This window comes from Haloferax sp. KTX1 (assembly GCF_902410085.1).
Lineage (GTDB): Archaea > Halobacteriota > Halobacteria > Halobacteriales > Haloferacaceae > Haloferax > Haloferax massiliensis.
On record NZ_CABPRH010000016.1, the window covers coordinates 66911 to 81692 of the forward strand.

17 protein-coding genes are annotated in these 14782 nt (G+C 58.8%); 7 read left to right on the top strand and 10 right to left on the bottom strand.

The window, feature by feature from the left end; translation table 11 throughout:
- Positions 1–111: 111 nt before the first annotated feature.
- Entirely contained in the window at positions 112–1455 is a 1344-nt protein-coding gene (locus FY251_RS18905) for a PQQ-binding-like beta-propeller repeat protein (protein ID WP_255516753.1), read from the bottom strand.
- A gap of 638 nt (positions 1456–2093) precedes the next feature.
- Between FY251_RS18905 and FY251_RS18915 the strand changes: the two genes are divergently transcribed.
- Positions 2094–3176, top strand: coding sequence for a transcription initiation factor IIB family protein (locus FY251_RS18915; RefSeq protein ID WP_148416553.1), 1083 nt, complete (start codon positions 2094–2096; stop codon positions 3174–3176).
- A 278-nt stretch (positions 3177–3454) separates the two neighbouring features.
- On the opposite strand, the gene FY251_RS18920 is transcribed toward FY251_RS18915, so the two are convergent.
- Positions 3455–3820, bottom strand: a complete 366-nt coding sequence (locus tag FY251_RS18920) for a VOC family protein (protein ID WP_148416554.1) — start codon at positions 3818–3820, stop codon at positions 3455–3457.
- A gap of 1138 nt (positions 3821–4958) precedes the next feature.
- Here FY251_RS18920 and FY251_RS18925 point away from each other — a divergent pair.
- A complete protein-coding gene (locus FY251_RS18925) occupies positions 4959–5201 on the top strand; it encodes a hypothetical protein (RefSeq protein ID WP_148416555.1) in 243 nt (80 codons plus the stop codon).
- A 27-nt stretch (positions 5202–5228) separates the two neighbouring features.
- Here the strand turns inward: FY251_RS18925 and FY251_RS18930 are convergent, their stop codons facing one another.
- The 3 genes from FY251_RS18930 to FY251_RS18940 are packed head-to-tail and all read right to left on the bottom strand — an operon-like array spanning position 5229 to position 8115.
- On the bottom strand, positions 5229–6953 hold the full coding sequence (locus tag FY251_RS18930) for a type IV secretory system conjugative DNA transfer family protein (RefSeq protein ID WP_148416556.1): 1725 nt from the start codon (positions 6951–6953) through the stop codon (positions 5229–5231).
- A complete protein-coding gene (locus FY251_RS18935) occupies positions 6950–7516 on the bottom strand; it encodes a relaxase (RefSeq protein WP_148416557.1) in 567 nt (188 codons plus the stop codon). Before FY251_RS18935 ends, FY251_RS18930 begins: the two co-directional genes overlap by 4 nt.
- Positions 7513–8115 carry a hypothetical protein gene (locus tag FY251_RS18940; RefSeq protein WP_148416558.1) on the bottom strand — a complete coding sequence of 201 codons (603 nt, stop codon included), beginning with the start codon at positions 8113–8115 and terminating at the stop codon, positions 7513–7515. The genes FY251_RS18935 and FY251_RS18940 overlap by 4 nt, the downstream gene beginning before the upstream one ends.
- A gap of 428 nt (positions 8116–8543) precedes the next feature.
- On the opposite strand from FY251_RS18940, the gene FY251_RS18945 reads away from it, so the two are divergent.
- Together FY251_RS18945 and FY251_RS18950 are read left to right on the top strand one after the other, a co-directional pair.
- The gene (locus tag FY251_RS18945) at positions 8544–8852 is read left to right on the top strand and encodes an AbrB/MazE/SpoVT family DNA-binding domain-containing protein (RefSeq protein ID WP_148416559.1); all 309 of its coding nucleotides are present in this window, start codon (positions 8544–8546) and stop codon (positions 8850–8852) included.
- Positions 8849–9277 carry a PIN domain-containing protein gene (locus FY251_RS18950; protein ID WP_148416560.1) on the top strand — a complete coding sequence of 143 codons (429 nt, stop codon included), beginning with the start codon at positions 8849–8851 and terminating at the stop codon, positions 9275–9277. The genes FY251_RS18945 and FY251_RS18950 overlap by 4 nt, the downstream gene beginning before the upstream one ends.
- A gap of 25 nt (positions 9278–9302) precedes the next feature.
- On the opposite strand, the gene FY251_RS18955 is transcribed toward FY251_RS18950, so the two are convergent.
- Both FY251_RS18955 and FY251_RS18960 read right to left on the bottom strand, forming a co-directional pair.
- The gene (locus FY251_RS18955; protein WP_148416561.1) at positions 9303–9533 is read right to left on the bottom strand and encodes a hypothetical protein; all 231 of its coding nucleotides are present in this window, start codon (positions 9531–9533) and stop codon (positions 9303–9305) included.
- A 596-nt stretch (positions 9534–10129) separates the two neighbouring features.
- Positions 10130–10780, bottom strand: coding sequence for a metallophosphoesterase (locus FY251_RS18960; protein WP_148416562.1), 651 nt, complete (start codon positions 10778–10780; stop codon positions 10130–10132).
- 391 nt (positions 10781–11171) lie between these two features.
- Between FY251_RS18960 and FY251_RS22690 the strand changes: the two genes are divergently transcribed.
- Together FY251_RS22690 and FY251_RS18970 are read left to right on the top strand one after the other, a co-directional pair.
- Complete coding sequence (locus FY251_RS22690) at positions 11172–11324, top strand: hypothetical protein (protein WP_157573400.1); 153 nt, start codon at positions 11172–11174, stop codon at positions 11322–11324.
- Positions 11325–11345: 21 nt separating this feature from the next.
- Positions 11346–11789 (top strand): hypothetical protein, encoded by a 444-nt coding sequence (locus FY251_RS18970; RefSeq protein WP_148416563.1) that lies wholly within the window; start codon positions 11346–11348, stop codon positions 11787–11789.
- Between the two features lie 98 nt (positions 11790–11887).
- Here the strand turns inward: FY251_RS18970 and FY251_RS18975 are convergent, their stop codons facing one another.
- From FY251_RS18975 to FY251_RS18985, 3 genes are all read right to left on the bottom strand, one after another.
- Positions 11888–12307, bottom strand: coding sequence for a hypothetical protein (locus FY251_RS18975; RefSeq protein ID WP_148416564.1), 420 nt, complete (start codon positions 12305–12307; stop codon positions 11888–11890).
- Entirely contained in the window at positions 12304–12909 is a 606-nt protein-coding gene (locus FY251_RS18980) for a site-specific integrase (protein ID WP_148416565.1), read from the bottom strand. The genes FY251_RS18975 and FY251_RS18980 overlap by 4 nt, the downstream gene beginning before the upstream one ends.
- Before the next feature lie 355 nt (positions 12910–13264).
- Positions 13265–14092 carry a hypothetical protein gene (locus FY251_RS18985; protein ID WP_148416566.1) on the bottom strand — a complete coding sequence of 276 codons (828 nt, stop codon included), beginning with the start codon at positions 14090–14092 and terminating at the stop codon, positions 13265–13267.
- A gap of 227 nt (positions 14093–14319) precedes the next feature.
- On the opposite strand from FY251_RS18985, the gene FY251_RS18990 reads away from it, so the two are divergent.
- The coding region (locus FY251_RS18990; protein ID WP_187367452.1) for a type I restriction-modification system subunit M N-terminal domain-containing protein at positions 14320–14782 on the top strand (463 nt) is incomplete at its 3' end.

Below are 14782 nucleotides of genomic sequence, written 5' to 3' on the forward strand. Positions count from 1 at the left end.
TTTCGGAACCGGATAGACGGGTGTTTCTCGACGGCTCGCCCCGCTCGCCGCGTGCCGCCCTCCGCGTCGCTCGCGGCCGACCAGTGTCGGTGATGCTACCCAACGGTCGACTTACGGCTCACGAACCGCCAGTAGCTGGCTATCGTCATTGTGGCCGGGATTTGTCTGGATGTACGCCGTCTCCTCGACAACGACCGGCGGGCCAATACGCGCCCCGAGTTCCAGTTGCCAGCGGCGTGTTCCATCCGCCCGTGCGACGGCTGCAAGCTCCGTTCCCTGGCTGAGATACACCGTATCCCCCGCGACAGTCGGCGACAAGACAGCCCCGACATCGGACTCGTAGGTCCAGGTGCGACTGCCGTCACTCACGTTGAGTGCGTGTAACCGGCCAGTGTCGGCATCGGGGTCCCACTCGCCAACGTAGAGCGCCCCATCCGCGTATGCCGGCGGACTGAGCGTCTTCTTTGGGAGCGTCCAGTCCCACGTAACCTCACCCGAGGCGGCGTCAAGGGCGAACAGCCGCTCCGATCCCGACCACGGTGAATCGTCCATCCCTGCCGACACGTGCGGCTTCAGCGCCGCGACGAAGACGAGGTCGGCGCCAACGACGACGTGCGCCTTGAGATACCACCCGTCGCCGACGTTCAACTCGGCGGTCCAGTCCCGATCGCCGGTCCGGCGGTTCACCGCATACACTTTTCGTGTCGCCCGATAGCTGTCGTTCATATCGAACGTGAACACCCGATCGGCGGTGACCGCCGGCTTTGCCCAGTCGGTACGCCAGGTCGGTCCATTCTCTGTCTCGACGACGTGTGGGCCGAGCGTCGCCGTCCAGTTGAGGTCTCCTGTCGTCACATCGCACACGATAATCCCTCGATTTGACCCAATATAGACGGAGTCACCGTGGACAGTCGGACTGATCGGCGGATGCTCGCCGCTGGAGGCCGTAATCCCTTCCTCCTGTACCCACACCTGGTCGCCGCTGGCGGTGTCCAACGCGTGCAGACGGACGACGTTCCCTTCTGCACGCGTAATGACGAGCAATCGGTCGTCGTGGAGGGCTGGCGCCCACCGCGTCGGCGGCAACTCCGAGGTGGACCACTGCTGTGTCCCGTCCTCAGATGCGAGTGCAAACGCGGTGCCGTCTGTCCACCCCTCGGTGCAGTAGAGCGCGTCGTCGACGACGGGTGGATAGACGGGCCGGTCACCGAGGCTCTGCCACGCGATCGTCGCGTCGTCTCGTGGACCACGGGCGTCCGGTATGTGGCGCGTGTGCTGGCTATCGTAGCCGATCTGTGGCCAGGTGCCTGCCGGAATCGTATCGTTCGTGGCGGTCTCTCCTTCGGTCGTGTTACTGGATCCACGACGTGGGGCGGACAGACAGCCGGCGAGTGCTAGGACACCGCCACCAGTTACCATTTGTTGGAGGAGTTGTCGACGCGTCAGCGGGACCATATGCCTAGTGGATAGCACTGGGTCAAACGTTTTCTGGAGGGACAAACAGCTGGGTGCGTCAATCGAGACTACTACGAAAGCCCCCGGACGCTCGCCGGCCACGACTCGCTGCGCGCCTCGTCCCTGCGGTGCTTGCGTCGTCGGGGCACGTCGAGCGTCCGGCCCCTTTCAGTCCCGCCCGGAGTCTATAGCTGGGTCAGCGATCTCCATCGGTTGACTGGTGTGGTATGAACGGCCCGCCCCGCTCGCCGCTGCCGCCCTCCGCGTCGCTCGCGACCGACCATTCCGGGCGTGCGGGCGCTCTCGGCACCGCCCGCGCCCGTTCCGGGCTAAAATGGATGTGCCCTCGACGCCAGCGCTTCACCCGTTCGGGTCCTGCGGACCTCGGCGAAGCCGCCCGCGACGGACGTGGTTGCGTCGCGGCGAACGGGGAATGCGCTGGCCGCTCGCTCCGGGCGGGTCGGCGCGCGGTGCTGGATGATCGGCCGCCTCGGGCGCGCTCTCGCTCGCGCCCACAGGGCGCTCGCGAAGGCGCGAGCGAGAGCGCGCAGACGAGTCTGTCGGGTTGTCGTCGAGGAAATCCGCGATGTAGAGGCATCGCGGTGTCGGGCGCGTGAGCGCCTTCAGGTCTAAGACCAATGTCGAGTACCAACGCGAGCGAAAAGACGGTTTCGGACGAACAGTATTCAACCACCAAGCTGGACGGCCTCGAGGCGACAGTCGAGCGAGAGCCAGCGGCCCGGTCGGCGTGCCCGGAGTGTGAGGGTCGGGTTGTGACCCACGATGAGGAGTCGTTCTGTGCGGACTGTGGCTTGGTCGTCGCGGCCGAGTGGGTCGATCGGAGCCCAACGCTGGGCGATCTGGGGATGGTCGGGAACGCTGAGCAGAGCATCGAGACGGTGGACCCGCTGCGGACGGACAAGGGCCTCCACACGAAGATAACGAAGAGCACTGACGGACACGGAAATCCGCTCAGTACCAAGCAGTGGAAGAAGTTCCAGCGCCTCCGGAAGTGGCACAAGCGCTACCAGTTCGGCGAGGGTCGCAAGCGGACGAAGCGGCTCAACGAGGGGCTGCGCGATATCGAGATGATCGGCGGCAACCTGGGGCTGCCGGGGCACGTCGTCAAGACGGCGGCACGATACCTCCGACGCGCCTCAGAGGCGCGGTTGGCCGGCGGGCGGATGGCCTGGGAGGCACTCGCGGGCGGTGCCATGCTCCTCGCAGCGCGCGAGTCGCGGATTGAGCGCGAGGCAATCGACGTCGACGTGGCGACCTACACGAAGGCACCGCAGGAGCGGGTGTGTGCCGCGGCGCGGAAGATTCGGTGTGAACTCGGGGTCGATACTGTCCCCGTTCCCCGACCGAACGCGGTGATGACGGTCGTGGACGCACTCGATGACGACGCCATTCCGGGGAGTGCAGCCGTGCGGACGTGGCGGTTGGCACACTACCTCATGGAGCTGGGTGATCACGAGCCGGTCGGGCCGGGGACGTCGCGGCTCACCATCGCGGCGGCGGCACTCTATGGTGCGGATCGGTTGACGCCCCAGAAGCATCTCACCCACAAGCAGGTGGCGGCGGCGACCAGTACGGTCCTGGAGACGTCGACGAGCCGGATCAGTCGGTACAACTGCGAGCTCGTCGACGCCTACGAAGCCCGACACGGAACGAAAGACCCGGGTGTCATCCTCGATCAGGAGCCGGACACCCTGCACTGAGCGCACTCCTCCCTCGTTTTTTCTTGCGACCACCGCCCAGTAGACGCCCCACCTCCCCACCCTCCGCTCCCGGCCTCCTTCCGGTCGGCCGGCAGCCACAACCTGATAGCGTTATACAGGGGATCTACTACTGCATTATCCCCGTGCCTACACCGTTCAGTACAGACGGTGTATGTGGCATAGTGTCTATGTTTGTTTCAATCTATATTTAATTCTGAAAAGTCACTTATCATAGAGATGTTAGTTGGTTCAGCAAAAACACCAACTATCACCACAATCTATTGTTGATACTCGCTTACACAGAAGCCGTTCCCCTCAGGATCTTCCATCACGGTCCACGTTGCGGTATGCGTTTCGTACGCTTCGGTCTTAGTTTCACGGACGGATCCACCGAGGTTACGGAGCTGTTCGACTGTCTCCTCACGGTTCTCGGTTGACACGTCGAGATGGATTGGGAGGTCTCGTTCCGTTCCTTTCGGTTGTTCTTTGAACAGCAGATCTGGGCCGTTGCCGGGGCAATCAACAATTTCCGGATCAAGCGATGCTGGAAGCTCTCGTCGTTCACCACCGAGCGCCGCCGACCAGAACTCCGCCAATTGTTCCGAATCATTACAAGCGAAGGTAATAAATTCTATCTCAACCATGCATCTTAGTTATTTAGTGGTGTATAAAAACATCTGCTGGAAACGGAAAGTACTACCGTAGTTGTCAGCGATACTTGTAATTGGGAGAGTTAGAACCTCCCGTGATTGTTGGTGGTTATACCTTCAAGACATTGTATTGACCGTTCTGTGTTGTCTTGTTTCTCCCAACTCCAGCGATCAATATGCAGACCTACGTAGCGGCCCATTCAGTTTTGGTCTCTCTGAAACAAATAGTCGTATAAATCATTAAGTGATGCTCCACAATCACGATACAGCTACTGTCACTCGGCGTTGAACGCTGGCTGGCGAGCGCTGGTTTGTCGTTCCCAAGGGGGACGGAGCGAGTCACTGATGTCACCAACCCCATCGTTTACGCTCGACGTTGAGACAGCAACCGCCTTTCGCGACTGGTTATTCGAGACGGGTGTCGAGAACCATGCCGAGCCACAGATCGCGAACCCCCTCGCTGAACTCGCCGCTGCAATCGATGGCGAACTCCACGACAGTACGGAGTACGTCGCGATCAGCGCGTCGACGACAGCCTTCCCACCGACTGATCGCTCTGCTGGTGTCGACGATGCCGGGTCAGCAACACACCAGGAATCAGCGGAACCAACACGACCAGCTGACGCTGTCCCCGTCGACGACACTGACAGCGACCCCGATCGACTCTACGACAGTCTCCCCGACGACATGTGGCACAGTTCACCCGACCAGTCCGATCCAGGCCAAGCAGACACGGCACCTGAACACAACCAAGAGCCATCGTCGACAACAGCACCTCACACACAAGAAAAAGATAGCCGAATACCCGTTCGATATCGGATCTCGTACGAGTGTTCGGTGTGTGGGGCTCTCCGAGAATTAGAGACCTCGTTGCAGATCTGTGCGTTCGTTGACGACTGCGCTGGCTGTGGTGCTGTTGACGTCCGGTTCAGCGCGGTCGGCATCCCCGAGCCAGTTCACGATTCTTCGTAATCCAGCTGTATCGCTACAATCGGCTTCGGGGTCGTGGAACAGCTCTTACCTCCTCGTTGCACCCGTCAGACGACCGTTCAATACAGGAGAACCACGCAGTTCCCAGACAGCGGCTATTAATTGGCTGTGACACGAAGCACTAGCAATCAGAGAGCCGACGATGTGGTCAAACGAGCCCCGGTCGCTGCCCGACTGGATCGAGGACGCCTATCAGATCCTCGTATCGGGGACGCCGGATCAGCAGACGGAGCTCTCGCAGGACCAGGCCAAGGACCTCCTGCTCGCTGCTGAGGACTTCCCGGATGAACCGGCTGATGCGGAGTACGTTATCGAACGGCTGCTCAACTCCGGGTGGCTCTACGAGGTCGATGGCGAACTTCGGATCACTGATCCGGAGCGCTAGCCGAGATCCCTGATCGCTCTCTAGTCACTACTCCGGTGTGCGCTCAAGCGCCCGCTCGAGCTGCCTCCGAATGGCTGTGAAACGGATGATTAGGCCGCGCAGCCAGCCGTCGGGGACGACGACGATCGCCTCGCCATCGTTGAGGCGTTCGAGATCGCTTTCGACGATTGGATGGGTTTCATCCTGAAGTTCCTGCCGGCCAACCGAGCGGCCGTCGCGGTCGTGGACAGGGACGGAACGGTGCTGTTTCTCACGGCCGATCTGTGATTGCGCGTACTCAACACTCGCTGCATCGCCAACGCGCATGATGACTGATTGGACGAGGCCGCTCAACAGCGCGTTCGCCCGGTCTTTCCCGTAGGTGTCGTGGAGTTGTGCGACCGACTGCACACCGAGCAAGAGCTGGGTGTTTCGCCCCCGGCCTGCATTGATCAGGTCGCCGATCTTGCGGAGGCCAGGGAGCCGCGCAAATTCGTCGAGGACAAAGTACGTGTCCTGATCGTTCGCGAGTGCAAACCGTGCCGCCCAGTCGATGAAGAACCGAAACGCGGGTTGGACCGCGTCGCCCTCCGTAATCGGGAAATCCAACAGTAATGTCCGTCCCTGTGGGTCGTCCATATACTCGCGAATCGAAAATTCGCCTGCCTCTGCGAAATCACCGCGGAAGAGGTCAGCGATGACTTGCTGGAAGTTCGCGTAGACGCCGGCCGCCTGTCGTTCCGAATCCGGGTCGATTGCCGACGCTGCCGCAGTGAGATCCGAATAGTCCGTGAGCCGCTCGTGCATCTCTTGCTTATCCGTCGACTGGACGAAGGCGACGAGGTCGGCGTTCGTCGGCGTCGTATCGCTTACCTGGGCTTCTCGATGAAGGTACGTCACGACGGCAACGAACAGTTGGCGGCCAGCTTGGCTGAAGAATTCTGACCCATCTGTGTGGGGAAACAGCGCCCGGCCGATTTCGTCGATATCGGCTTCGCGTTCGATTTCGGCGAAGAGATTCCAGTATTCGGTTGCGTCCGTCGACGAGAGGTAGATCAGGTTCTCGTGATCGTGGTCCTGTTCGAAGTTCTCCTGATATTCGCCTTTGTAGTCGAAGACAACGAACGGATCGCCAGTTCCGGCCTGCATCTGGTGAGTGAGGAGCTTGATCGTCTCGGTCTTCCCGGCGCCCGTCTCTCCGAGGACGAGAATCGATCGGTCCTTGCGGAGCGGGACAAACCGCGAGAGACTCATGCGATCACTTGCTGCAGAGAGGCCCTGAAACGGGAGGACGTAGTTCCCGTCGTCGATGATTCGACGGAGTTCGCGTTCCGTATCCCAACTCCGCAGTCGCTGGGCTGCATACACTGCGCTTCCGAGTACGACGACGAAGCCACCCACACGGAGCGGCGTGAACTGCTCGATGAGCGGCAGCGACAAGCCGGTCAGATAGCCGGCCTGATGAAGGAGGACTTCGGCGATTTGTGCCAGCAGCAGGACGTGGAACGCCCAGAACAGCTGGAGATGCGCTGGAAACAGCAGGACAGTGCCGACTGCGCCCACCAGATAGAACAGGGGGACGAGCCAGAGCGCGCGACTCCGATGTAACCCATCGAATTTGAAGTCGTGGAAATTCGCGCGCTCGAGGATAGCATACACCCAGGGCAACAGCAGCGCAGCCGCCATCGCTGCCGCGATTTGGAAGAAAATCTCGACCTCATCTTCTTGCCGGTAGTCCTTGCTCTGAGACTCGGAATCAGTACGGGCGCTCACGAGTCAGGCCCCTGTGCTTGTGCCTGCTCGGGCTCTGGTCCGGAGTCTTGTTCGTGGTCCAGGTCTCGATCGGATTCGGTCTCCAGTTCGGGTGTGGCGTCGTGCTGCAACGTCTGTTCGAACTGGTGCGAGAGCTCCTTGGTAAGCTCGCGATGCTGGTCGTGGAACTGCTCGTGGGCGCGCTCGCGGAGCTGTTCGCAGTCCTCTTTGTCCATCCAGAGGTCGCGTTTCGTTCCAGTCAGTGCAACTTGGGCGTGTGGATGATCGGTATCGCGATGGATTGCATAACAGTACGTCGCTGTATTGCGGTCCTTGCAAAACTCGCTCATCACCTGCCGAGTGTACAGACTGAATTGGTCGTCGGAGAGATCGGTACCGTTCTGCGGTGAGATGATGACCTCCCGCTCGAACTCGTATTCTTCGGACTTCTCGATGAACGCCTCAATCTCCTCGTCGGACATCTCCTCGCCGGCGCGGTTCTCAAGCCCCTTCTCCTTATCCAGATACTCGACGAGGTTCCGCGCACCGTGCTCGCGGTAGTTGGTGTCCGTGAAGACCTTCATTCGCGATCACTCCGAAGTTTGGTGAAGAGGTCGCTACCATCGTCCTCATCGCTTTCAGCATCGCTGGGGGCGGCTGTCGTCTCGTCGACGTCGTCTGGCGTGTCGTCGGTGGCTGCGTCAGGCGAGTCGGGGGCCCCGTCAGACGTGGGCTGCTGCGTCGCGGTCGAATCAGTCGCGCTCTCAGCACCCGCCTCCGTGGATGACGGAACCTCTCCTACCTCCTGGATACTCGTTTCGAGATCTTGCCGGATCCGACGAGCGCCCGTATCGAGTGCCTCTTGCCGGACGTGCGCTGACCGATCCTGTTTCATGAGTTCGAAGTTGGCGATTGTGTAGGCACCGAACTTCGCGTTCATATCTCGGATCTCCTTAGCGGTCTCGACCATTTGCTCGGTGCCGACTGAGATCAGCTCCTGAATCCGTTCTTCAGCGCGCGCTTCTGAGGCAATCGCGTCTTGGGCGTCCTGCTGGAGCTGGCGGTCGATCATGTCGTTGATGATCCCAGACATGGAGGTGTCCTCCTCATCGGCACGCTGTTTGAGTTCGGCCTTGCGTTCGTCCGTGACGTACACCGTGATCTGCGTGTCGCGCCCACCCATTTCAGATGCTCCGAGCGATATTCGTCGTGGTTGGTGTGAGCGATCCGGTGGAGATATCGGCAGTCGTTGTTCGCGGAAGGCCGGTGTGTGGCGGTAGAGGGCAAGCCAAAGCTGCACATTGGTCTGTGAAAAACCGCTGGACGGCAGTTTGTGGAGACCACATTGGCTGTATCTACTCCCACATTGGATTCCACCTTAATTATTATGCCCACAGTCAAGCTGCGAGTAACACGGGTACTGTAGATCGAGTGCTTCGAATGCAACCGGAGCGTGATTCTATTAACCAACAAACAGCCGACATAATCAGACTTGTTGGTTAAGGCGGTGCTCCGAGTGGTGTCGACTGTAATGACTAGTTTGATTTGTTAACTACCGAACTCAACGCTAGTCTTTTGTATGACTGGAACAAAGTAATGATTGGGAAGTGTATGAGCAAGACAGAGTCTGAAAAAGTGGTGTCCGTATCGTCGCGCGGGCAAGCCACCATCCCGAAGGAGTTCCGTGAGGAGTTGGGTATCGACACGCCCGGCCGTGTGAAGTTCGTCCGGACCGAGGAGGGTGACATCGTTGTTCGCCCCATCCACTCGGTTACAGACCTGCGTGGGATTCTGGAAGGGAAAACCGACGAGCAGGGGCGCTCGGGAACCGAGCGCCTACGGAAGGAACGCGCAGCGGACAAAGCCAGTGACGAGGAGTTGCGGCAGCGCTACGCCGGTGACGACGAGGCTGACGCATGACGGACGGGGCTGAGATTCCCGAAACGATCGTCTTCGACGCCGAACCACTCATCGCCTATTTCTGCGACGAACCGGGGAGCGACACCGTCGAAACGTACGTCGACGCCGTTGAAGGCGCGGCCGATGGGTACATCTCAGCGATCAACCTCGCTGAGGTCCACTACGTCGTGCGTGCAATCGACGGCGAGGAACGCGCTGATGCTGTCGTCGACGTCCTCGAGGAGAGCGGTATCCGCCGGGTCGATACCGAACAGACGTGGTCCGCCGCCGCCGATTTCAAGTTCCGCTACTCGCCAGCACTCGGTGATGCCTTCGCACTCGGGACTGCGGCGCACGTTGACGGGATGCTACTCGTCGGTGCTGACGATGACTACGACGACGTCACTGACGTCCCAATCACTCGGTTCCGGACTGAATCGGCATAGATCTATTTCGGACTCACTTTCGCCGCTACGAGGCTTCCTCTGCCTGCTCTTCGAGAAACTTTCGCAGTTTCTCTTTGAAAGACGGCGGCGTAGCCTCGAATGTTGATGTTGCATATTCCGTCACTTCTTCAACCTCAGCTTCCTCTTGCACCGTTCCCAGTCCGTAGAATGCCGAACGGGCGACCTCACTGTAAAAGTCGTCTTCGTCGTAGCAGAACTGGCAGTCCTGTCGCCAGTAGTCAGGGACGAACTGCACACCGAGCGCGTGATGTTTGGGGCAGATTCGGCTCTGTTGAAATCCTATTGGTCAGATACTATTTGCTGTGAAACAGCCGGTAAGTGAGGATGCTTATTGAATCCGGTTACGCGTCCTGTTCATCTCAAACCTCGCTGAAACCTCGTCCGATCAAGTACCCAACTACTGTAATCACGCCAGAGATGATTGCTCCGCTTCCAACTGGGAATATGAAAGCGCCCGGCCCCGCCATGATCGGGATGAATAGATTGAGTGTGAAACCAAAACATGGGCCGAATGCGAGTATCCAATTCCCAACGAGATCTGCGCCCTGAAACGCCCGGAAGACAACGATGGCGGTAATAAGGAGCGCACCCACCCAGACTATAGCCGATTGTACTGAAGTCGAGGGCTCCAAGTCCCAGACCCGCAACCCAGTCAACGTCCCAAGAACAAAGAGAAAGGCGGCTGTGGCCGCTAAAATCTCACTTGTTCGCTTGTTCAAAAGCATATAAATTCAATTTGTCCTACATTACGTATGTGCCTTGTGGGTCAAACCGAGATGGTCTAAGGGATTTGCGAGTCTCCTGTACTTAGCGAGTTGAGCGCAGTTCCTGTTAGCTGGTGAGGATTTCAACAGAGCCGCAGATTCCTTTCCGAACCTGCCCGATGTTTCGGAAATCGATTTCCCACGTTCCGTCAGGTGCGATTTCGACGACGAAGTACGCGCCGAGAAGAGCGTCTGCACCATGGTCAGCCGTTCGGTAGAGGAACGCAGTGTTGAGAGCCTTATTCTTGTAGCGGCCGGTATGTACATGACCGGAGAAGTACGCCTTTCCCTCGAAGTGTTCCAGCAGTTCGGGGTGCCAGTAGTGATTCACGAGGATTGTCTCGTCTTCAACTAGTTCGGGATTCTGCGTGAACGTCTCTCCAGCAACGGTAATCACGTCGTCTTTGGGGATGAACGTCCCTGGGAGATCGTAGTCTTGGAACGGCTGTTCCGGACCGATTGCCCCGTCCCGATTCCCCCAGATGTAGAGGAGTTCTCCCCGCTCGTGGAGCGTCTCGAAATACGGCGTGACCGCATCGAGCTGTTCCCGGCCCTCGTCGACGCCATCAAACCATGCATTCGTGATATCGCCGACGTGAATTACGAAGTCGAATTCCTCGCCTTCAGTACCGTCGACGACCCGCTCCAGAGAGTCGACATCTCCGTGGTTGTCTCCCATACAGAGTAGCCGGAGCGTCTCATCGTCGTTAGTCGTCATTGGTTGACTCCCCGTACTCACTCAGGTGTATAGAAGACCACGTTGACCGTCATGGAGATATCTCATAACAGTCTCTCACTGCTATTCTTGTTGGTCCTTCTCTCCGTAGTGCGAAGCCCCTCTCTGGTTCTTCTGCAATATACATTCAGCAGATAGAGAGGGGTGCGATAGACGCCAGCCGATTCCAGCACGTCGTCACACTGCACTGCCTCGAGCTGGTCAAAGCCTGATGGATGAGCCAGCCGAGAGCATCCGCACCCTTGCTGACCGCCTCGACCGGGACGCCCTCCAGGCCCACGACGACCTGCAATCCTGAGCGAGTACCGCAGAGCCGTCGACGTCCGCGTAGCCGTCCACAAGCTTATTACAGAGGAGCGCCGATATTTCATCAATGAGTCTCCACCCCGCTGGCGACGACCGCGAAGGCGACGCCGAGGACGGAGATCGTCCTGAGGTTCCTGAAGGCGTTCTTCGCGGCATTGAGGACATCGCCGAAGGGAATACAGCGAGCAAAGAGGACCTCGAGTCTCTACTGAAGTACTAACCGACTTTTTCTGAGGCAGATGTGAGCTACGTATCACTGTCGGACGAAGAGACGAGGGTCATCTTTGCTGGGGAAGCCGCTGCAGATTTTGCTGCACTCGATGCCTCGGAACAGGAGGAGGTCATCACCCGGCTCCTGAACATCGTCACGAGCGAGGCGCCACCCAGCTCGTTCATCTACGAGCGCATCGCCAACCTCGATATCATCACCGTCGGTGATCAGGGTCGATTGTACACCAAGGTCGTTGACGAAATCCCACGCGGAAACACAGAGTATCATGTCATCTATCTCTTCTTCATCGACCCGTACCACGACTACCCTCACAAGGCGCTGGCAGAGTACAGTCCGAGTGCAGAGACGAAAGCTGAGGAGGTCACTGCGCTGGAGAAGGTGCCCGATGTTGAGCAACACTTCGCGGATCACGACGCGCTCGACGAGGACGATCTCCGGGATTTGCTCCCGTAACACGCTATGGAACCCGGTTCTCCCCGGATCGACCCCTACCCTCGCGTTCCAGAAACCGCTCCCCTCGCCGCCCTATCATTCGTTTTTACCGATTTTCGCTACACGTGGTCGGTGAACCACTCAGGCGCGCCCGTGTACTCTGCCCAGCAGTGCTTGTGGCACGGCTCTCCACGAGGGTTCGGAATCGCTCGTTCGAGATCGACCTGCTCGCCGCACAGGTCACACTCGGCACTGTGGCCGTGCATCCGGGTGTCGTTCGACAGGTCTTTCGTCTCGATGTAGAGTTCGTGGAGCGCACGCGGCGTCAGCCGAACGAGGACTTTCTCGCGGTCGTTCTCATCCCGCTGCTCCGGCGTGTACGTGAGCACCCAGTCTTGGCCCTCTTCACCGTCGCCGCCCGGTCCGAGCGAGATCGTCTGTGCGAGTTCGTCCGGAACGTAGTGCCACTCATTGTCCGCGAACCGCGGGTAGTGGCCCGCCGGTCGCGGGTCGTCGGGGTCGACGTCGTCTTCGGTCATGCGAGCCCGGCCTCCTCGAAGGCGTCGTTGACGACGTCGGCCGTCGGGGCATTGAGATATGGTTCAATAGCCTGGAAGCTATCCCAACCGCCGACGGCCATCACGACGCGAGGATTCATCTGGCGGTCGACGAGGAGGCGTTGCGCGAAGCGGCGGCGGAGATCGTGAGAACTCACGTACTGGTAGTCGTCGTCCCCGGTTTCGGCGGCCGCACGCTCGGCCGTGCGCTTCACGACGTCGCGGACGCCGCGCTCGGTGAGATCGATCAATAAATCGTCTGGCGCTATATCTTCGGCAGTCTGGTAGCGGTGAACGTCCCCCTCGACGTCCGCGGGGAGGTAGGCGTCACGGGGCTTGCCGCCGTTCCCGGTCGTGTCCTTTCCCTCTGGTACCCGGAGTCGGTAGTGATCGCCGTCCGGCGTGCGCTTCACGTGTTCCGGGCGGATCTGCGGAATTTCGAAGGCTCGGAGGCCGACGTAGCCGCCGAGCTGGATAATGAGATCGTCGCGATGATTCGCAGCGGCCCGCCGCAGCTCCTCGAGTTCGGCGTCGGTCATCCAGACCTTGTATTCGTCCTGCTTTGCGGTCGCTTCCAGTCGCATAGGAGCTTCTATAACAAGCTTACACTAAATATCTGTCGAGCATCAGAAACGGTGGTGTGTCACCCCCTGATTAGGCCACTTGAGCGGAGAATAGCGGTATTCCAGTGACGACTTCTGTGATAAGTCGGCATTAGCTCGTGTACTGTGTACCTCTGTTGGTGAAGGACAACTTCTAATAGGAGGCACCTGCATGTACTAGGTGGAGCGCCGCAGGCACCGGCGTTTGAAGCCCGTCGCACCGCTCCTGCCATCCCGGTAAGACGCGGTCCGAACGGGGACGCACCACATCACAATTGCGTCCTCGGACAGGTCCCGCGTGGAAACGGGGGTGGAGGCGGGAATCAGTGCCCTTTCACTACTGCTCAGCAAGCCACGTAGCGACATCGCTACACCCCATTGCCTCGAGCCTCCCTACAACAGGTTGAACGCCATCACTCTCCGGAGGTGGAGCATGGGTCTTCCCAAATATTCCGTGAAACCAACAGCTGACGCGCTCCCGGACGGAATGCGCATATCGCTGTTCGTATGTTGCCCGTCGAACCTCTCCTTCGCCACGCGCAACAGCGGAATATCCACGTCCCCATCGACCTTTCCGAGATTCCAGTGTCGTCTCCAGTATCATCTCAACTGGTCCAGCGACCGAGGCTGAAGAGAGAGCTGTAGGATTCGCCGCAATGGTATCTGCGACAACGCCAGCAACAAGGTCCGCCAACAGGAGATGTGGATAGTAGAGCTCTGACTGGGCACAGTTTGTGATTGACGGCGGAACCACGTCGATTGCAACGGCAGTCTGATACAGCTGGCCTGCTCTACCCTGGTCACCGTCGACGATGGCTATCGTGTCGTCGGTAGTCACACTCAGTTCGTCAAGGAGGATCGCGGAGTGGACTGCCTCAGCAAATGGAAGCTTGACGTCGTCCTGATGAACGCAAATACCGACCTCCCCGTTACACCGAAGAAGGAGCTCCTGAACCTTCTCAGGAGGGAGTGAAAGGTCACGGCTTTTCGTCCGGAACGGCAGATAGCCGTCATCATATATCGTCTGATAGAGGTCATCCAGGAGTGTGGCTTCCTGCGTCCGATTGAGAAGAACACCGACAGTCACCACGAGATCCTGTCGGTCTGTGGCGTCAAACCCGATAGATCGAGGGTGCGAGTCCTCATCCACAATGAAATCCTGCATTCGTGCGTAACTCAGTCTGTGAACCGTGGGGTAATGAAACAGGTCGGAACAGTGGTCATCGCTCCTCGATATAGAAGAACAGAGATGAGCTCTCTCACTGTGTGACCGAATTTCGCTTCGAGAAGGGCAGTGTGGTCGAAGTGTGTAGAGTGAATTGAGGTCGATAACGGGCTTTCTCGGTGAGTACTCCGTGGCGTTTATCATACACACTTACCTTCCACCGTACAATGGTCGATAACTTCAACGAGAAGTCGGACTTTATCTGGTCTATTGCAGATCTTCTCAGAGGGGACTACAAGCAGTCGGAATATCAGAAGGTCATCTTGCCGCTGACTGTTCTTCGACGCCTCGATTGCGTAACTGAACGGAACAAGGACGAGGTATTGGAGCGCTACGAACAGCTTCAGGAACAAGGTATCGAGAACGTCGCCCCCTCGTTGAAGAAGGCTGCCGATGCACAGGTGTACAACACTAGTGAGTACACCTTCGAATCCCTGTGTAACGACCCCGACGATATCGCAGAGAACCTCCAGTACTACATCAACCAGTATGACGAGGAGACGAAGGAGATCTTCGAGAAATTCGCTTTCAACCACCAGATCGATCGACTTGCCGATGCCGATCTTTTGTATAAGGTCGTCCGGCAGTTCGCCGAAATCGACCTCCACCCCGAGGAAGTCCCGAACGAGG